The sequence below is a fragment of the Paenirhodobacter ferrireducens genome, assembly GCF_004022265.1.
GTDB lineage: Bacteria > Pseudomonadota > Alphaproteobacteria > Rhodobacterales > Rhodobacteraceae > Rhodobacter > Rhodobacter ferrireducens.
Genome location: NZ_SAVB01000011.1, coordinates 70844 through 88077 on the forward strand (window position 1 = coordinate 70844; position 17234 = coordinate 88077).

A 17234-nucleotide genomic window follows, 5' to 3' on the forward strand; every position below is an offset into this window, starting at 1 on the left:
GTGAAACATGGCGACGTATGACATGTGGGCGTGGTACGGCATCGGGTTGGTGCCCCAGGTCGGCGACAATGATCTCCGGTCGGGTCTGAACGGGACGACCTATGCAGCGGGCGCGAACTTCGACTACTACCGCTACGGCGCCATGCAGATGATCGACGGGGACAATGACGGCACCCTGCGTGACAATGACGCCGATGACGGCTCGACCGCCGGGAGCGATCGGATCGTCACCCCGGACGGCGTCCCGCGCATCGTCAACGAAGTCGCACTCTACAGCAACAGCGTCCTCACCTACACGGATTTCAACGGCGATACCCAGACCTGGACGATGACGCTCACCACCTGGCAGCTCCAGAATGGCGATATGGTCTTCCGGATCAACAATGCGCTGAACGCCACCTGGCCGACGGATTTCTATCCGGGCAATATCGTGAGCATCCAGCTCGGCACCTGGAACGGTACCGAATACAGTGGCGGGACGATCTCTGCGAACATCGACAGTCCCGTCGTGCCGTGCTTTTCGGCCGGAACCCTGATCCGGACGCCGCGAGGCGAGGTCAGTGTCGAAACCCTGCGCTGTGGCGATCTGGTGCTCACGCTCGACAGCGGCGCGTGCGCGCTGTGCTGGATCGGGGCGCGTCATCTCGGCCCGGCCGAGCTGGAGGCCTGGCCAAATCTGCGTCCGATCCGGATCCGTGCCGGCGCGCTCGGGCCGAACCAGCCCGAACGGGATCTGGTCGTCTCGCCGCAGCACAGGGTGCTGGTCCGCTCGTCGATCGCGCGGCGCATGTTCGGCGAGGCGGAGGTTCTGGTCGCCGCCAAGCACCTGCTCGGTCTCGCGGGGGTCGAGATCGCCACGGATCTGGCCGAGGTGACCTATTGGCATTTCCTGCTTGACGGTCATCACCTCGTGTTCTCGAACGGCACGCTGACCGAGAGCTTCCTTGCCGGCCGGCAGGCGCTGAAATCGCTGCCCTCCGGGGCGCTCGACGAAATCGCGGCGCTTTTTCCAGAGCTCGTCGCCGCACCGCAGTCAGAGGCAGATACGGCGCGCAGGGCCATTGCCAGGTCCAGGGCGCAGCGTCTGGTCGAGCGGCATCAGCGCAACAACCGGGCCCTCATCCTCTGAGCGCGGGCCGCGTCCTTTGAGCAAACGCCATTTGCCGCGGCGGTGACCGGCGGCAGGGCCTTCTTCAGGGGGTCACGCGCTGCCCGGAGCCGGGCGGCCACCGGCTTCCGGGCGGTGAGTCCGGCCGGGCCGGCGCACGGCGGAAAACTCTTCTCCCTGCTGCGCCCCGGAGCGCGGTTTTCAGCTCCAAACCCGGGGGAGTTTGGAATGGCGACAGAGCGGCCCCGACTTTATCAATTATCTACAGATAAAGTCGTCATTTGGAGCCGCCATGTCCGGTCCCCGTTTCGCTGCCTTTGCCGGTTCCTGGAGCCGGCCGTCGAAGACCCGCGCGCTGGTCGAGGCCGCTGCCGCCCGTGCCACCGCCCGTTTCGGCGGCCAGGCCCATGTCTTCGATGTCGATGACCTCGGCCCCGGCTTCGGCGCCCTGCGCGAGGGCGGGGAGGCCGCGCTCGACCGCCATCGCGCGGCCTTCCTCGCGGCCGATGCGCTGATCGTCGCAAGCCCGGTGTTCAAGGGCAGCTACACCGGCCTTTTCAAGCATTTCCTCGACCTGATCGAGCCCGAGGCGCTGGCCGGCAAGCCGGTCCTGCTGGCGGCCTGCGGTGGCGGCGAGCGCCACGCGCTGGTGATCGAACACCAGCTGCGGCCGCTCTTCGGCTTCTTCGAGGCGATCACCCTGCCGACCGGGCTCTATGCCTCGGCGGCCGACTTCTCGGCGGCCGGGCTGACCGCCGGCCCGATCCTCGAACGCCTTGACCGCGCGGTGGCGCAATTCGCCCCGCACCTTCCCCACGCCCTTGCCGCGCCGTTGCGCGTGGCCGGCTGAGACCGGAGTTCCCGATGACCACCCAAGCGAAGAAACGCATCATCCTCAACGCCTTCGACATGACCTGCGTCGGTCATCAGGCGGCCGGCACCTGGCGGCATCCGTCGAGCCAGGCGTCGCGCTACAATGACCTCGAATATTGGACCAACCTCGCGATCGAGCTGGAACGGGGCGCTTTCGACAGCCTGTTCATCGCCGATGTCGTGGGGGTCTACGACGTCTATCGCGGCTCGGCCGAGGCGGCGCTGCATGACGCGGCGCAGGTGCCGGTGAACGACCCGTTCGGCGCGATCTCGGCGATGGCGGCGGTGACCCGCAACCTCGGCTTCGGCATCACCGCGGCGGTGACCTTCGAGCATCCCTATCTGCTGGCCCGCCGGCTCTCGACGCTCGATCACCTGACCAAGGGGCGCGTCGCGTGGAACGTGGTGTCGTCCTATCTCGACAGCGCGGCGCGCAACATCGGCCTTGACCGGCAGATCGGCCATGACGCGCGCTATGACCTTGCCGAGGAATACATGGAAGTCACCTACAAGCTGTGGGAGGGCAGCTGGGAAGAGGGCGCGGTGCTGCGCGACAAGGAGAAGGGGATCTTCACCGATGCCACGAAGGTGCACCCGATCCGCCACGAGGGCGAGTATTTCAAGGTGCCGGGCTTCCACCTGTGCGAACCCTCGCCGCAGCGCACGCCGGTGATCTTCCAGGCCGGGGCAAGCGCGCGCGGCCGCCAGTTCGCCGCGCGCCATGCCGAGGCGATGTTCGTGCTGGCGACCAGCCCCGAGACGGCGAAGAAGCTGACCGACGCGATCCGCGCCGAGGTGGCCGCGGCCGGGCGCGAAGCCGACAGCCTGAAGATTTTTGCACTGCTCACCGTCATCACCGGCCCGACCGACGAGGCGGCGCAGCGCAAATATGAGGAATACCTCGATTATGCCAGCGCCGAGGGGGCGCTTGCGCTCTATGGCGGCTGGACCGGGCTCGATTTCTCGACGCTCGATCCCGATCAGCCGCTGACTGCGGTCGAGAACGACAGCCTGCGCACCACGCTCGAATCCCTTGCCGCCGATGGCGAGGCCTGGACGGTGCGCGACGTAATCCGCAAGCGGTCGATCGGCGGGCTTGGCCCGGTGCTGGTTGGCGGGCCGCAGACGGTGGCCGATGCGCTCGAACGCTGGGTCGACGAGGGCGGCATCGACGGCTTCAACCTCGCCTATGCGATCACCCCGGCCTCGACCACGGATTTCATCGACTTCGTGGTGCCGGAGCTGCGCAAGCGCGGCCGCGCGCAGCAGGGCTATGCCCCCGGCACGCTGCGCGAGAAGCTGTTGGGCGATGCGGGCGGTCTGGCCCGCGACAGCCACCCCACCGCGCAGTGGCGCCGCCATTACATCGGCCGCGAGAGCGTCGCCGACGCCTCGCGCCCCTCGGCCTTCGAAGGGCTGGGCCATGTCTCGGAGGCGGCGGAATGAGCGCGCCCGAGATCTTCTGGTTCCTGCCCACCTCGGGCGACACGCGCTATCTTGGCACCTCGGACTTCGGCCGGGCGCCCGAGCCCGACTATCTGCGGGACATCGCCACCACCGCCGACCGGCTGGGCTATGACGGGATGCTGATCCCGACCGGGGCAAGCTGCCTCGACCCCTGGGTGGCGGCGGCGGCGCTGGCGCCGGTGACGCGGCGGCTGAAGCTGCTGGTGGCGCTGCGCACCTCGATCAGCGGCCCGACGGCGGCGGCGCGGCAGGCGGCGACGCTGGATGCGGTGCTTGGTGGCCGGCTCCTGCTCAATGTCGTGCCGGGCGGCGACCCGCGCGAGCTTGCCGCCGACGGCGCCTTCTTCAGCCATGACGGGCGGTACGAGAATGCCGGGGAATTCCTGACCGTGTGGAAGCGGCTGATGGCCGGCGAGACGGTCGATTTCGAGGGCCGGCATATCCGGGTCGAGGGAGCGCGGAACTTTCATCCCGGCCCGCAGCGCCCGCACCCGCCGCTCTACTTCGGCGGCTCGTCGCCCGCGGCGCATGCGCTGGCCGCGCAGCATGTCGATGCCTATCTGACCTGGGGCGAGCCGCCCGAGGCGGTGGCGCAGAAGATCGCCGACGTGCGCGCGCAGGCGGCGGCGCAGGGGCGCAAGCTGCGCTTCGGCATTCGACTGCATGCCATCGTGCGCGAGACCGAGGCCGAGGCCTGGGCCGAGGCGGAGCGGCTGATCAGCCGGCTCACCGACGATGACATCGCCCGCGCCCAGGCGAATTACGCGCGCATGGACTCGGTCGGGCAGGGTCGGATGGCGGCGCTGCACGGCGGCCGGCGCGACCGGCTCGAGGTGGCGCCCAACCTCTGGGCCGGGGTCGGTCTGGTGCGCGGCGGCGCGGGCACCGCCCTCGTCGGCGACCCCGACACGGTGGTTGCGCGGATGCGCGAGTACCAGGCGCTTGGCATCGAGACCTTCGTGATGTCGGGCTATCCGCATCTCGAGGAGGCGATCCGCTTCGCCGAACTGATCTTCCCGCGCATCGGCAAGGCTGCCGTCACGGAGCAGGGCACCAGCCAGACCGGCGGCGCCTTCGACGTGCGGGCGCGGGCCACTTCCTGAGGACAAAGCCATGACCTTTCCCGTCATCGACATGCGCTGCCGCCCGGCCTTCCTGCACGATTTCTTCGGCAGGACGCCCGGCACGCCCGACTTCGACACCGTGCGCTGGCTCAACCGCCGCGTCGGCACCCGCGGGCCGGACACCCATTTCACCCGTTCCGCGACCGAGGCGGGCTTTCTGGCCGAGATCGGCGACGCGGGCCTGACGCGCGCCGTGGTCGTCGGCCGTCACACCCCGACGCAGCATCTGCCGAATGACGAGATCGCGCGCATCGTTGCGCTCGATCCCGCCCGGCTGAGCGGCATCGGTGCGGTCGATCCGGTGTTGCAGGGGCCCGAGGGGGCGATCGCCGAGGCAAGCCGCGCGGTGGGGCCGCTCGGGCTGCGCGGCATCGACCTCGAGCCCGGTTTCGGCACGCCGCCGCGGCACCCCGACGATCCGGCCTATCTGCCGGTCTACGAATGGGCCGCGGCCGAGGGCGTGCCGGTCTTCCTGATGAGCGGGCCGACGACGCCGGCGCCGCGGTTCAACGACCCGGCCGGGCTGGCTGCCGTGGCGCGGCTGTTCCCGGCGCTGAAGATCGGCGTCTTCCACGGCTACTGGCCGAATGTGCAGGACATCCTCGGCCTCGCCTTCCGGCACGAGACGATCCACATCATCCCGGACATGTATCTCTTCCAGGCCGGCAGTCAGGCCTATGTCGAGGCCGCGAACGGCTGGCTTGGCGACCAGTTGTTGTTCGGCTCGTCCTATCCGTTCCGCCCGATCGGGCAGAGCGTCGAGGACGCGCTGCAGCTCGGCCTGCGCGAGCAGGTGCTCGGCCGGTTCTTCCACGACAACGCGGCGCGGCTTCTGGGCCTCGCGGCCGGCTGAAAGGGGAACCACGATGACTGACATCCGCTTTTCCGCACGCGATGCGCAGATCCGTCTGGCGCCCGCCCGCCGGCACGACATTCGGCAGCGGGCGATCACCGATCTGATCGCCTGGCGCGAAGCCGTGCCGGTCGGGGCCGTGGCATGAGCGCGGCCGCGGATCTGCCGGTGGTGGCGATCATCGGTGGCGGTTTCACCGGGGCGAGCACGGCCTTTCATCTGGCGCGCGCGCTGAACACCCCGGCGCGGATCGTGGTGATCGAGCCGCGGGCGCAGCTTGGCCAGGGGCTGGCCTATGCGACCCGCGACCCGAGCCACCGCATCAACGTGCCGGCCGTGCGGATGACGATGGACAGTGCCGCGCCGGGCGGATTGCAGACCTGGATCGAGGCGCAGCGGCCCGCGCTTTCGGCCGGGACGCAGCTGGCCACGGGCGAGCTTTTCGTGCAGCGCGGCCTTGTCGGCGAGTACGTGGCGGGGGCGCTGGCGCCGCTGCTGGCCGCGGGGCGGGTCGAGCATCTGCGGGCGCGAGCGGTGACACTTGCGCGCAGCACGCGCTTCACCCTCGGCTGCGACGACGGCCGCAGGCTGGTGGCCGATCTGGTGGTGCTTGCCACCAGCCATCCGCCGCCCGGCGTGCCTGCGGTCCTTGCGCCGCTCGCCGGTTCGGCGCGGCTGATCGCCGACAGCAGCGACGGTGCGCGGCTGCGCGCGCTGGCGCGGGACGCGCGCAACCTGCTGATCGTCGGCACCGGGCTGACCTCGGCCGACGTGATCGCCAGCCTCGACCGACAGGGCTTTGGCGGCCGGATCGTCGCGCTGTCGCGGCGCGGGCTGCGCTCGCGCGGGCATGCCTTCGGCCATCCCGACTCGCCGGCCGATTTCGCCGCCGATCCCGCCCGCACCGCGCTGGCGTTGCTGCGCCGGATCCGGGCGGCGGTGCGGGCGGATGCTGCGGCGGGCCTGCCCTGGCAGGCGGCGCTCGACAACGTGCGCCGCGACGGCCCGGCGATCTGGGCGGCGCTGCCGCCGGGAGAGCGCGCGCGGCTGGTGTGCCGGCTGCGGGTGTGGTGGGACGTGCACCGCTTCCGCATCGCGCCGCAGCTCGAAGCGGTGATCGAACGCCGCCTTGCCGAGGGGCGGCTTGCGATCGTGGCGGGGCGTCTGCTGTCGGCGCAGGAGAGCGAGGCGGGGATCGAGGTGCAGTGGCGCGGCCGCGGTGCAGGCCCCGGCCACGCGCGGTTCGATGCGGTGATCCTGACCACCGGCCCGGCGCATGGCGCGATCGTGCACGAGATGCCGCTCTTTGCCGCGATGGCCGCGGCCGGGCTGATCCGCGCTGATGCGCTGCAGCTCGGGCTCGATGTGACCGAGGGCTGCCGCGCCGTCGGACAGGACGGCAGGCCGGTGCCCGGCCTGTTCGTCGCGGGCCCCCTGGCGCGCGGGCATGTGGGCGAGCTGATGGGCATTCCCGAGGTGACGCAGCACGCCGAGCTGGTCGCTGCCCGTCTGGCGCAGGCGCTGGCCGCGCGGGTGCACCCGGTCACCCAAAGCGCCTGACCCGATCGAAATCGCCCGCCGGAGCGGGCGCCCGGCCGATCCCCCATGCCCGCCGGACCGGCCGGGCCAGACAGGAGACGACCATGACCTTGCATGACACCTGGGCCGAGATCCCCGACACCGCGGCGCTGAAGGCCCGGTTCCGGCCCGTCTTCGACCGCATCGCCGCGGGCGCGCTGCGCCGCGAGCGCAAGCGCGAATTGCCCTTCGAGGAGATCGGCTGGCTCAAGCAGAGCGGCTTCACCGCGCTGCGCGTGCCGGTCGACTACGGCGGGGCAGGGGGGGGCGACCTTCGCGAGAGGCCGGCGGGATCAGACCCCGCGCCGCTCAGCCGGCGCTGAAGCGCAGCGACATCTGTGCGCGATAGGGCGTGCCGGGGCGCAAGATGGGGGAGAGTGCGCCGCGCTCGGGCGGCATGTTCACCGCATCTGGCCAGGTCTGCGGCTCGAGGCAGATCGCATCCTGGCGGGCATAGGCGCGGCCGTTCTTGCCGCGCACCGAGCCGTCGAGCGCGTCGCCGGTATAGACCTGCAGTCCCGGCTGATCGGTGCACAGCGTCATCCGGCGCCCGGTCACCGGGTCGAACAGCTCTGCCTGACCGGCGTCGAGGCACAGGCAATGGTCATATCCGCCGATCACGCCGCTGCGCACCGCGGTCACCGGCAGGCGGCCGGTGCGGAAGTCGAAGGGGGTGGCGCCGACCGGCGCGGGGGCGCGCGGGATCGCGCGCGCGTCGACCGGCAGATAGCGCGAGGCCGCCACCGTCAGCCGGTAGTCGAGCGCCGAGCGCGGCCGCGCCGCCAGACCGCGCGCCCCGGCGAGCGCGAAGAAGCTGTGATGGGTCATCGCGACCGGCGTCGGCGCGTCGGTCTGCGCCTCGTGGGTGATGCTCAGCACTGCGGCGCCGGCCTCGGTGCTCAGGGCATAAGTGACGCGGGCATGCACCCGGCCCGGAAAGCCCTGATCGCCGGCGGGCGAGACGAGGCCGAGCCGGACCGCGCCGGGGCTTTCGGCCTCGATCTGCCACAACCGGCGGTCCCAGCCGTCGGGGCCGCCGTGCAAGGTGGTGCTGCCCTCGTTCACCGCAAGCCGCACCTCGCGCCCGTCGAGGGTGAAGCGCCCGTCGGCGATGCGGTTCGCGACCCGGCCGATGGTGGCGCCGAAGAAGCTGCGATGCGCCAGATAGCCCGCCAGCCCGTCGTGGCCCAGAACGACGTCGTCCGGTGTGCCCGTCCGGTCGGGTACGAGCAGGGCCTGCAGCGCCGCCCCGAAGGTGATGATCCGCGCCGTCACCCCGCCGGCGGCCAGGGTGAGGCGCTCGACCTCGCGGCCGTCAGGCAGGGTGCCGAAGGGCTCTCTCATCCGTCGAAGGCCTCGACCAGACGCCGCTCGCCCAGCAGGAAGATGTCGGCCACGAGCTGCAGCGGCGCCAGGTCGACCTCGGAGGCGCCGGCGGCGATCAGCTCGGCAAAGCGGGCGTAGAGGCGGGGATATTCCGCATCCCCGGCGGCGATCTGCGTCTGGCCGCCGACGCTCAGCGTCGCACCGCCATCGCTCAGCACGATCTCGGGCCCGTCGCAGAGCACCCGGATCTCCCAGGTCTGCGGGCCGGTCTGGCGCCAGTCGAAATCGGCCCCGACCGGCACGCCCGAGGCGGTGCGCATCCGGATCTGGGCGGCGATCGGGGTCTGGCGGTTGGCGGGAACCTCGAGCACCGCGGCCATCGGGTGCAGCCGTTCGGGCAGGATCTGCGTCACCACCGAGAGTGCGTTGATGCCCGGATCGAAGACACCGAGCCCGCCCGGCTGCCAGATCCAGTCCTGGCCCGGATGCCAGCGGCGCACGTCCTCCTTCCAGGTGATCTCGACCGCGCGGATCGTGGCCTGGGCAAGGCGGCGGCGCGCCTCCTCGACCGCGGCGGCGGCGCGGCTGTGCCAGGTGGCAAACAGCGTCACGCCGCGCGCGCGCGCCAGTGCGGCCAGGGTCTCGACCTCGCTGACCGAGGGGCCCGGCGGCTTTTCCAGCATCACGTGGCGGCCAGCGCGGATCGCCGCCGCGGCCTGGTCGAAGCGGCCCTGCGGCGGCGTGCACAGGGTGAGCGCGGCGATCTCCGGCTCGGCCGCCAGCAGGGCGTCGATATCGGGATAGGCGGGCAGGCCGTCGAGGCCGCCCGCGGGGTCGGCGATCGCCACAAGGCGCAGCGCCGGGGTGGCGGCGAGCGCCGGCAGGTGCTGCTTGCGGGCGATGGTGCCAAGGCCGGCGAGGCCGATCGGGGTGGGGGTCATCTGGGGTCTCCGTGCAGTCGGAAGGCGGGTTCCGGCCGGCCCTGCCGGCCGTCGGTGCGGCAGAAGGTGGCACCCGAAAGCGGCGCGGCGGTGAGGGCCTCGGGCGACAGGTCCTGTGTGGCCGAGGTGCAGAACAGCGTGCGGAAGTCCGGCCCGCCATAGGCGGGGCAGGTGACATGGGGGGCGGGCAGCGGGTCGCGCGCGCCGATCTCGCCGCTGGCCGAGACGGTCAGCACCGCCCCCGCCCCCCACAGCGCGATGCGCAATGTGCCATCGGCAAGCGTCACCGCGCCATCGGGCCAGAGCCCGGCGGCGGCGAAATCGACGAAGACCTCGGGCGCGGCGGCAGGCCAGCCCTGCGCGTCGAGCACGACGCGGAACAACAGGCCGCGCGCGGTGTCGGCGAAATAGCCCTGCGTCCGGTCCGGCGCGAAGCACAGCGCGTTCGGGATGGTGAGACCGGCCACGACCGGTCGCAGCCGGCCCTCGAACAGGCGGTGGATCGCCCCGGCCCCGGGGGCGGCGTCCTTCGCCATGGTGCCGATCCAGAACCCGCCCCAGGGGTCGGCACGGCCGTCGTTCGAGCGGGTCTCGGGGCGGTCGGCCTCGAGATCCGCCAGCCGTCGCGTGCACCGTCCGGCCGGGATGTCGAACACCGACAGCCCGGTTTCGGAGGCGATCAGCAGCCGGTCGTGGTCGATCCAGGCGGCGGCGGAACAGATCTCGGGCAGGGCCCATTCGCCGGTCTCGCCGGTTTCGGGCATGCGCGACAGCAGCCGGCGGCCGCTGACATCGAACCAGAACAGCGTGCCGCGGCCGGGGTGCCACAGGGCGCCCTCGCCAAGCGCGCAGATCCGGGGGTCGAACGGATCGCTCATGCCGGCCCTCCGGCCGCGTCATAGGCGACGACCACCGCGCGTGCCCGCGCCGCGACCGCATCCGCCGTCAGGCCGGGGGCATAAAGCGCGGTGCCGAGACCGAAGCCGTCGGCCCCGGCGGCCCGCCAGGCGGCGAAGTTCCCGGGCCCGGCTCCGCCCACGGCATAGACCTGCGTTGCGGGTGGCAGCACCGCGCGCAGCGCCCGCAGCCCCTCGGGGCCGGCCAGCGCGCCGGGGAACAGCTTCAGCCCGGTCGCGCCCGCGCGCAGCGCCGCGAAGGCTTCGGTCGGGGTGAACACCCCGGGCCAGCAGTCCAGTCCCTGCGCCACCGCTGCGCCGATCACCTGCGCATCGGTGTTGGGCGAGACGATCAGCCGCCCCCCCGCGGCGCGGACCTGCGCCACCTCCTGCGCCGTCAGCACGGTGCCGGCGCCGATGCGGACCTCGCCGCGCCCGGCAAAGGCCTGCGCCAGCCGCGCGATCGAGACCAGCGGCTCGGGCGAGTTCAGCGGCACCTCGATCGTCGTGATGCCGGCATCGACGAGCGCCTGCCCGACGGCAATGGCGTCGCCGGGCGGCAGCCCGCGCAGGATCGCGATCAGCTTGCGTGTCATGTCATTCCTCCGTTCCGGGCAAGGGCGAGGCCGCGGCACACCAGCGCCCCGGCCCCGATCGCGCGCGCCGCGATGCCCGCCTGTGCCAGTGCGTCGAGATAGGCCCGGGCCAGCGCCTCGGCGCCGATCACCACGCAGTCTTGCGCGGGCGGCTGCGCGGCAAGCTCGGCGCCGATCAGCAGGCCCGAGAGCCGCGCCCGCGCCGCCACCGGATCGAGCCCGGCGAGCAGCGCCTCGGCGCGCAGTGCGAAGAGCCCGGCGAGGCCGCCGCCGTCGAGCCCCTGTCGCACCCCGTGCCGGAATGCGGCCGGATCCGTGCCGGCCGGCGCGAGCGTCAGGCGCAGCACCGATTGCGTCGCGAGCAGGGCGAACAGCTCTCCGGTCATCCAGGTGGTGAAGCCGGTGACGAGGCCACCGGCAACGCGCACGTGTTTCGAATGCGTGCCGGGCAGGATCAGGGTGCCGGCGAAACCGGGTTCCTCGGCCAGAAACCCGGCGATCTGGGTTTCCTCGCCGCGCATCACGTCGGCGGGGGTGTGCTGGCACAGGCCCGGCACGATCTCGACGGCAAGGCGCGGATCGCGGGCGCGCAGGCGCAGTGTCTCGCCCGCGGCGACGGGCGGGCAGGGGACGGGGCGATAGGGCGCCTCGGCCCAGCCCTGCCGGGCGCCGACCATGCCGCAGGCGATGACCGGTGTCGTGCCGGGGCCGAGCCAGGGCCCGACGAGGCGCAGCAGCGCCGGCTCGAAACCGTCGGGCGCCAGGCTGGCCATGCCCTCGGCCGAGGCGGCCTCGGCGATCTGTGCCGTGCCGCGCATGGCGAAGGCGCGCAGCGCCGAGGTGCCCCAGTCGACCGCGATCCAGTCCGGCGTGATCCGCGCAGAAGCCATCGTGCTGTCCTGTCCTTGCCGCTGTGCGGCGGCCGGTGCCGGCCGGGGCGCCGCGCTCAATGCGCTTCCTTGCCGACCGCGTTGCCGCGGCAGCCGACGAGGAAGTCGAGGTCGGCCCCGGTCTCGGCGCCCTGCACATGGGTCTGGTGCAGCCAGGCATAGCCGCTTTGCGGCGCCTCCTCGGCCGGTCGCCACGCGGCCAGACGCGCGGCCAGCTCGGCCTCGGAGATGTCCAGATGCAGGCGCCGGTTCGGCACGTCGAGCTCGATCATATCGCCGTCGCGCACCACCGCGAGCGGCCCGCCCGCCGCCGCCTCGGGCGCGGTGTGCAGCACCACGGTGCCATAGGCGGTGCCCGACATCCGGGCGTCGGAAATCCGCACCATGTCGGTGATCCCCTTCCTCAGCACCTTGGCGGGCAGGCCCATGTTGCCGACCTCGGCCATGCCGGGATAGCCCTTCGGGCCGCAGTTTTTCAGCACCATCACGCAGGTCTCGTCGATGTCGAGCGCATCATCGTCGATCCGCGCCTTGTAATCGTCGATGTCCTCGAACACGACGGCGCGGCCGCGATGCACCAGCAGATGGGCCGAGGCCGCCGAGGGTTTCAGCACCGCGCCGTTCGGCGCGAGGTTGCCCTTCAGCACGGCGATTCCGCCCTGCGCGGTCAGGGGCCGGTCGGCGGGCAGGATCACGTCCTCGTTCCAGTTCCGCACCTCTTTCACCTCGTCCCAGATCGAGCGGCCGGAGACCGTCAGCGCGTCCTTGTGCAGGGTGCCGTTCTCGCCCAGGCGTCGGATCACCACCGGCAGGCCGCCGGCATAGAAGAACTCTTCCATCAGGTATTTGCCCGAGGGCATCAGGTTGACGATGGTGGCGACGTCGCGGCCGCAGCGGTCCCAGTCGTCGAGCGTCAGCTCGACGCCGACGCGGCCGGCAAGCGCGAGCAGGTGGATCACCGCATTGGTCGAGCCGCCGATCGCGCCATTGGTGCGGATCGCGTTCTCGAAGGCCTGTTTGGTCAGGATGTCCGAGGGTTTCAGGTCGTCCTTCACCATCTGCACGATGCGCCGCCCGGAGACCTGCGCCATCACCCGCCGGCGCGAGTCGACGGCCGGGATCGCGGCGTTGCCCGACAGCGCCATGCCGAGCGCCTCGGCCATCGAGGCCATCGTCGAGGCGGTGCCCATCGTGTTGCAGGTGCCCGAGGAGCGGCTCATCGAGGCCTCGGCCTCGAGAAACTCGGCCTGGGTCATCTCGCCGGCCTTCACCGCCTCGGAGAATTTCCACAGATGCGTGCCCGAGCCCACCCGCTCGCCGCGGAACCAGCCGTTCAGCATCGGCCCGCCGGTGACCACGATCGAGGGGATGTCGCAGCTTGCCGCCGCCATCATCAGCGAGGGCGTGGTCTTGTCGCAGCCGACAAGCAGCACTGCGCCGTCGATCGGCTGGCCGCGGATGGTTTCCTCGATCGCGAGGGCGGCGAGGTTGCGAAACATCATCGCCGTCGGCCGGAAGGTGTTTTCCGAGGCCGAGAATACCGGCACCTCGACCGGGAAGCCGCCCGCCTCCCAGACCCCGGCCTTCACCTTCTCGGCGAGTTCGCGCAGATGGCCGTTGCAGGGCGTCAGGTCGGACCAGGTGTTCAGGATGCCGATGATCGGCCGGCCGTCGAACAGATCGTGCGGGTAGCCCTGATTTTTCAGCCAGCCGCGGTGATAGATGACGTCGCGGGACTCGCCGCCATACCAGGCTTGCGAGCGCAGCGGGCGCGGCCAGGGGGCGGGGGTGAAGGAGCGGGCGGACATTGGGAAACCCTCCGGATCTTGCGGGGTTGTCTTACAGGGAGTGAACGACGGCGGGGCCGGTGGCGGGCGCCACCGCGAGCGGGTTGCGCAGCGGCAGGCCGAACTGCGGCGAGGAAATCTCGAACACGTCGCCCGGCTGGGCCGTCAGCTGCGCGGCAAAGCTGAGCGTGGCGGTGCCGAACATGTGCACGTGCAGATCGCCCGGGCGCCGGAACGGGGCGTATTTGAAATGGTGGTGCTCGAGATTGGCGATCGTGTGCGACATGTTCTCCTCGCCCGACAGGAAGGGCTGGTCGAAGATCACCGTATCGCCGCGCAGGATGCGCGAGCGGCCCTCGACATGCGCGGGCAGCGCGCCGAGCCGCAGCTCCGGGCCGAAGCTCGCCGGGCGGAGTTTCGAATGGGCGAGGAACAGATAGTTGATCCGTTCCGTCACATGGTCGGAGAACTCGTTGGCGAGGCTGAAGCCGAGACGGTTCGGCACGCCGTCGGGGCCGATCACATAGAAGCCGGCGATCTCCGGCTCCTCGCCGCCATCGAGGGCGAAGGCGGGCGAGGTCAGCGGGTCGCCAGGCGCCACGGCCTCGGTCCCGGGGCCCTTGTAGAACCATTCGGGCTGCACCCCGATCCCGCCCGCGGCGGGCTTGCCGCCCTCGAGCCCCATGCGGAACATCTTCATCGAGTCGGAGAGCTGCTCGCTGGTGCCGGCGTGCATCGCATCGCGCGTCGCCGCCGAGCCGAGATGCGTCAGCCCGGTGCCGCACAGATACATCCGCGCGGGCTCGGGGTGTCGCACCGGCACGTCGATCGCCCCGGCGGCGAGCAGCGCCGGCAGGTCCACCGTCTCGCCGCCCGCGGGCAGCAGATCGGCCAGGCCCGCCCCGGCCGCGATCGCCGCCTGGGCAAGCGCGTAGGTCGAGCTCAGGCCGGGCAGCAGCCGCGCCTGCGCGCCCTCGCGGACGATCACGCCGCCGGTTTTCAACTGGCTCAGGAAGGTCATGGCTCAGCCCTGCTTTCTCTTGTTGTAGACGTCGAAGATCACCGCGGAGAGCAGCACCAGGCCCTTGATCATCTGCTGGTAGTCGATGCCGATGCCCATGATCGACATGCCGTTGTTCATCACCCCCATGATGAAGGCGCCGACGACCGCGCCGATCACCTTGCCGGTGCCGCCCGAGGCCGAGGCGCCGCCGATGAACACCGCTGCGATCACGTCAAGCTCGAGCCCGTAGCCGCCCTTCGGCGTCGCGGTGTTCAGCCGCGCGGCAAAGATCAGCCCGGCCAGCGCGGCAAGGAAGCCCATGTTGACGAAGGCGAGGAAGGTCAGCCGCTCGGTCTTGATCCCCGAGAGCTTGGCCGCCTTGGCGTTGCCGCCGAGCGCGTAGATCCGCCGGCCGATCACCGTGTTCTGGGTGACGAAGGCGTAGATCAGCGTCAGCACCGCCATCGAGATCAGCACGTTGGGCAGGCCGCGGAAGGTGGCGAGCTTGTAGCACAGGAACAGCAGCGCGCCGATGACGACGAGGGTGCGCAGCCAGAACACGTTCGCGGGTTCGCTCACCGTGCCATAACGGGCCTCGCGCGCGCGCCCCTTCAGCCCGGTCCAGACGATCGCCACCGAGGCGATGACGCCGAGTGCCATGCACAGGAGGTTCAGGTTGCGCTCGCCGAACAGCGCGCCCGCGGCATTGGTCAGGCCGGTCGGGAAGATGTCGGGGACGAAGCCCGTCGACAGCATCTGGAAGGACATCGGGAACGGCCCCACCGACTGCCCGTTCAGCAGCCACAGTGAGGCGCCGCGGAACACCAGCATCCCGGCCAGCGTGACGATGAAGGACGGGATCTTCCAATAGGCGACCCAATAGCCCTGCGCCGCTCCGATCACCATGCCGAGCACCAGCGCGATCACGATCGTGACCGGCACCGGCAGGTGGTATTCGACGATCAGCACCGCCGCGAGGGCGCCGATGAAGCCCATCACCGAGCCCACCGACAGGTCGATGTTGCCCGAGACGATGACGATCAGCATGCCGAGCGCCATGATGATGATGTAGCTGTTTTGCAAGAACAGGTTGGTGATGTTGACCGGGCGCATCAGCGTGCCCGCGGTCACGATCTGGAAGAACAGCATGATCGCGATCAGGGCGACCAGCAGGCCGTAATCGCGCATGTGCGATTTCAGATAGGCCTTCAGCGCGCCGCCGTTCGAGACGGTCCCGGTGGATTGCATCGTCATTTCCTCACTCCGTGACGATGAGCGACATGATGCGCTCCTGATTGGCCTCGGAGGCGATCAGCTCGCCGACGAAGGCCCCTTCGTTCATGACATAGATCCGGTCGCACATGCCGAGCAGTTCCGGCATCTCGGACGAGATCATCACCACCGCCTTGCCCTGCGTGGCCAGGTCGTTGATGATCGTGTAGATTTCATACTTGGCACCGACGTCGATGCCGCGCGTCGGCTCGTCGAGGAGCAGCACCTTCGGCCCGGTGAACAGCCATTTCGCCAGCACCACCTTCTGCTGGTTGCCGCCCGACAGGTTGCCCACGGCCTGCATCACCGTCGGGGTGCGGGTCGCCATCGCCTTGCGATAGCGCTCGGCCACGGCGGTTTCCTCGGCCTCGTTCAGCACCCCGGCCCGCGACACCTCGCCGAGGTTCGCGAGGGTGTTGTTGAAGCGGATGCTTTCCTCGAGCACCAGGCCAAGCTGCTTGCGGTCTTCGGTCACATAGGCGAGGCCGGCGTCGATCGCCTTCGAGACGGTGGACAGGTCCCGGGGCGCGCCGTCGATCTGCACCTCGCCCGAGATGTTGCGGCCCCAGCTGCGCCCGAAGATCGACATCGCAAGCTCGGTGCGCCCCGAGCCCATCAGCCCGGCGATGCCGACGACCTCGCCCGCGCGCACGCTGAAGGAGATGTCGCGGATCACCCGCCGGTTCTGGTCCGGATGCCAGACGTTCCAGCCGCTGACCTGCATCGCCACCGCGCCGGGGGCGGGGTGGCGTTCGGGGTAGCGGTGCGACATGTCGCGCCCGACCATGTCGCGCACGATGCGGTTTTCGGACAGGCCGGCCGCCGCGTCGAGACGCGACACCGTGGTGCCGTCGCGGATCACCGTCACCGTGTCGGCGACATAGCGCACCTCATTCAGCTTGTGGCTGATGATGATGCAGGTGACGCCCTGCGATTTCAGTTCCTTCATCAGGTCGAGCAGCTTGCGGCTGTCATTTTCCTGAAGCGCCGCCGTCGGTTCGTCGAGGATCAGAAGTTTCACGTTCTTCGACAGCGCCTTGGCGATTTCGACGAGCTGCTGCTTGCCGACGCCGATGGTCTCGACGATGGTGCCGGGCGGGTCCTTCAGCCCGACCTTGGCAAGCAGCTCTTCGGTGCGGCGGAAGGTCTCGGCCCAGTCGATCACGCCGTTGCGGGCGCGTTCGTTGCCCAGGAAGATATTCTCGGCGATCGAGAGCTGCGGGATCAGCGCAAGCTCCTGGTGGATGATGACGATGCCGCGCGATTCACTGTCGTTCAGGGTGCGGAACTGCGCCAGGGCGCCGTCATAATGGATCTCGCCGTCATAGCTGCCGGCCGGGTAGACGCCGGACAGCACCTTCATCAGCGTCGATTTTCCCGCGCCGTTCTCGCCGCAGATGGCGTGGATCTCGCCCGTCGCGACCGAGAGGTTCACCCGGTCGAGTGCCTTGACGCCGGGGAATTCCTTCGTGATGTCGCGCATTTCTAGGAGGGTGGTCATGGTCCTGCTCCTGCCGGGC

Annotated in this window: 17 protein-coding genes; 8 read left to right on the forward strand and 9 right to left on the reverse strand. The window is 70.5% G+C overall.

The window, feature by feature from the left end; all coding sequences use genetic code 11:
* Positions 1–7: 7 nt before the first annotated feature.
* The 8 genes from EOW65_RS10260 to EOW65_RS10290 all read left to right on the forward strand — a co-directional run bounded on the left by EOW65_RS10260 (position 8) and on the right by EOW65_RS10290 (position 7326).
* Entirely contained in the window at positions 8–1129 is a 1122-nt protein-coding gene (locus tag EOW65_RS10260; RefSeq protein ID WP_240664624.1) for a Hint domain-containing protein, read from the forward strand.
* A gap of 271 nt (positions 1130–1400) precedes the next feature.
* Positions 1401–1958 carry an NAD(P)H-dependent oxidoreductase gene (locus tag EOW65_RS10265; RefSeq protein WP_128149130.1) on the forward strand — a complete coding sequence of 186 codons (558 nt, stop codon included), beginning with the start codon at positions 1401–1403 and terminating at the stop codon, positions 1956–1958.
* A 14-nt stretch (positions 1959–1972) separates the two neighbouring features.
* Positions 1973–3427: an LLM class flavin-dependent oxidoreductase gene (locus EOW65_RS10270; protein WP_128149132.1), complete on the forward strand. Its 1455-nt coding sequence runs from the start codon at positions 1973–1975 to the stop codon at positions 3425–3427.
* Positions 3424–4551: an FMNH2-dependent alkanesulfonate monooxygenase gene (gene ssuD, locus EOW65_RS10275; RefSeq protein WP_128149134.1), complete on the forward strand. Its 1128-nt coding sequence runs from the start codon at positions 3424–3426 to the stop codon at positions 4549–4551. The genes EOW65_RS10270 and ssuD overlap by 4 nt, the downstream gene beginning before the upstream one ends.
* A 10-nt stretch (positions 4552–4561) precedes the next feature.
* Positions 4562–5425, forward strand: coding sequence for an amidohydrolase family protein (locus tag EOW65_RS10280; protein ID WP_128149136.1), 864 nt, complete (start codon positions 4562–4564; stop codon positions 5423–5425).
* Positions 5426–5438: 13 nt separating this feature from the next.
* The gene (locus tag EOW65_RS20385) at positions 5439–5573 is read left to right on the forward strand and encodes a hypothetical protein (protein ID WP_276319601.1); all 135 of its coding nucleotides are present in this window, start codon (positions 5439–5441) and stop codon (positions 5571–5573) included.
* The gene (locus EOW65_RS10285; RefSeq protein WP_128149138.1) at positions 5570–6985 is read left to right on the forward strand and encodes an FAD/NAD(P)-binding protein; all 1416 of its coding nucleotides are present in this window, start codon (positions 5570–5572) and stop codon (positions 6983–6985) included. The genes EOW65_RS20385 and EOW65_RS10285 overlap by 4 nt, the downstream gene beginning before the upstream one ends.
* 83 nt (positions 6986–7068) lie before the next feature.
* Positions 7069–7326, forward strand: coding sequence for a hypothetical protein (locus tag EOW65_RS10290; protein WP_206364052.1), 258 nt, complete (start codon positions 7069–7071; stop codon positions 7324–7326).
* Here the strand turns inward: EOW65_RS10290 and EOW65_RS10295 are convergent.
* Genes EOW65_RS10295 through mmsA form a run of 9 tightly spaced genes read right to left on the reverse strand, consistent with a single transcriptional unit; the run spans position 7313 to position 17215 of the window.
* Positions 7313–8347, reverse strand: a complete 1035-nt coding sequence (locus EOW65_RS10295) for an aldose epimerase family protein (protein WP_128149140.1) — start codon at positions 8345–8347, stop codon at positions 7313–7315. The genes EOW65_RS10290 and EOW65_RS10295 overlap by 14 nt on opposite strands.
* Positions 8344–9270: a Gfo/Idh/MocA family protein gene (locus tag EOW65_RS10300; protein WP_128149142.1), complete on the reverse strand. Its 927-nt coding sequence runs from the start codon at positions 9268–9270 to the stop codon at positions 8344–8346. Before EOW65_RS10300 ends, EOW65_RS10295 begins: the two co-directional genes overlap by 4 nt.
* Complete coding sequence (locus tag EOW65_RS10305) at positions 9267–10148, reverse strand: SMP-30/gluconolactonase/LRE family protein (RefSeq protein WP_128149144.1); 882 nt, start codon at positions 10146–10148, stop codon at positions 9267–9269. The genes EOW65_RS10300 and EOW65_RS10305 overlap by 4 nt, the downstream gene beginning before the upstream one ends.
* The gene (locus tag EOW65_RS10310; RefSeq protein WP_128149146.1) at positions 10145–10762 is read right to left on the reverse strand and encodes a 2-dehydro-3-deoxy-6-phosphogalactonate aldolase; all 618 of its coding nucleotides are present in this window, start codon (positions 10760–10762) and stop codon (positions 10145–10147) included. Before EOW65_RS10310 ends, EOW65_RS10305 begins: the two co-directional genes overlap by 4 nt.
* A complete protein-coding gene (locus EOW65_RS10315; RefSeq protein WP_240664625.1) occupies positions 10759–11652 on the reverse strand; it encodes a 2-dehydro-3-deoxygalactonokinase in 894 nt (297 codons plus the stop codon). Before EOW65_RS10315 ends, EOW65_RS10310 begins: the two co-directional genes overlap by 4 nt.
* A 56-nt stretch (positions 11653–11708) precedes the next feature.
* On the reverse strand, positions 11709–13460 hold the full coding sequence (gene araD / locus EOW65_RS10320; RefSeq protein WP_128149147.1) for an L-arabinonate dehydratase: 1752 nt from the start codon (positions 13458–13460) through the stop codon (positions 11709–11711).
* 31 nt (positions 13461–13491) lie between these two features.
* On the reverse strand, positions 13492–14460 hold the full coding sequence (gene araD1, locus EOW65_RS10325) for an AraD1 family protein (RefSeq protein ID WP_128149149.1): 969 nt from the start codon (positions 14458–14460) through the stop codon (positions 13492–13494).
* A 3-nt stretch (positions 14461–14463) separates the two neighbouring features.
* A complete protein-coding gene (mmsB, locus tag EOW65_RS10330; protein ID WP_113901155.1) occupies positions 14464–15696 on the reverse strand; it encodes a multiple monosaccharide ABC transporter permease in 1233 nt (410 codons plus the stop codon).
* A gap of 4 nt (positions 15697–15700) precedes the next feature.
* The gene (gene mmsA, locus EOW65_RS10335) at positions 15701–17215 is read right to left on the reverse strand and encodes a multiple monosaccharide ABC transporter ATP-binding protein (RefSeq protein WP_128149151.1); all 1515 of its coding nucleotides are present in this window, start codon (positions 17213–17215) and stop codon (positions 15701–15703) included.
* Positions 17216–17234 lie beyond the last annotated feature (19 nt).

Coding starts and splice junctions, on each gene's coding strand:
- EOW65_RS10310 (WP_128149146.1), bottom strand. CDS start 10,762: ATGACACGCAAGCTGATCGCGATCCTGCGCGGGCTGCCGCCCGGCGAC.
- EOW65_RS10315 (WP_240664625.1), bottom strand. CDS start 11,652: ATGGCTTCTGCGCGGATCACGCCGGACTGGATCGCGGTCGACTGGGGC.
- EOW65_RS10290 (WP_206364052.1), top strand. CDS start 7,069: ATGACCTTGCATGACACCTGGGCCGAGATCCCCGACACCGCGGCGCTG.
- EOW65_RS10305 (WP_128149144.1), bottom strand. CDS start 10,148: ATGAGCGATCCGTTCGACCCCCGGATCTGCGCGCTTGGCGAGGGCGCC.
- araD (WP_128149147.1), bottom strand. CDS start 13,460: ATGTCCGCCCGCTCCTTCACCCCCGCCCCCTGGCCGCGCCCGCTGCGC.
- ssuD (WP_128149134.1), top strand. CDS start 3,424: ATGAGCGCGCCCGAGATCTTCTGGTTCCTGCCCACCTCGGGCGACACG.
- araD1 (WP_128149149.1), bottom strand. CDS start 14,460: ATGACCTTCCTGAGCCAGTTGAAAACCGGCGGCGTGATCGTCCGCGAG.
- EOW65_RS10300 (WP_128149142.1), bottom strand. CDS start 9,270: ATGACCCCCACCCCGATCGGCCTCGCCGGCCTTGGCACCATCGCCCGC.
- mmsA (WP_128149151.1), bottom strand. CDS start 17,215: ATGACCACCCTCCTAGAAATGCGCGACATCACGAAGGAATTCCCCGGC.
- EOW65_RS10280 (WP_128149136.1), top strand. CDS start 4,562: ATGACCTTTCCCGTCATCGACATGCGCTGCCGCCCGGCCTTCCTGCAC.
- EOW65_RS10295 (WP_128149140.1), bottom strand. CDS start 8,347: ATGAGAGAGCCCTTCGGCACCCTGCCTGACGGCCGCGAGGTCGAGCGC.
- EOW65_RS20385 (WP_276319601.1), top strand. CDS start 5,439: ATGACTGACATCCGCTTTTCCGCACGCGATGCGCAGATCCGTCTGGCG.
- EOW65_RS10265 (WP_128149130.1), top strand. CDS start 1,401: ATGTCCGGTCCCCGTTTCGCTGCCTTTGCCGGTTCCTGGAGCCGGCCG.
- EOW65_RS10285 (WP_128149138.1), top strand. CDS start 5,570: ATGAGCGCGGCCGCGGATCTGCCGGTGGTGGCGATCATCGGTGGCGGT.
- mmsB (WP_113901155.1), bottom strand. CDS start 15,696: ATGACGATGCAATCCACCGGGACCGTCTCGAACGGCGGCGCGCTGAAG.
- EOW65_RS10270 (WP_128149132.1), top strand. CDS start 1,973: ATGACCACCCAAGCGAAGAAACGCATCATCCTCAACGCCTTCGACATG.
- EOW65_RS10260 (WP_240664624.1), top strand. CDS start 8: ATGGCGACGTATGACATGTGGGCGTGGTACGGCATCGGGTTGGTGCCC.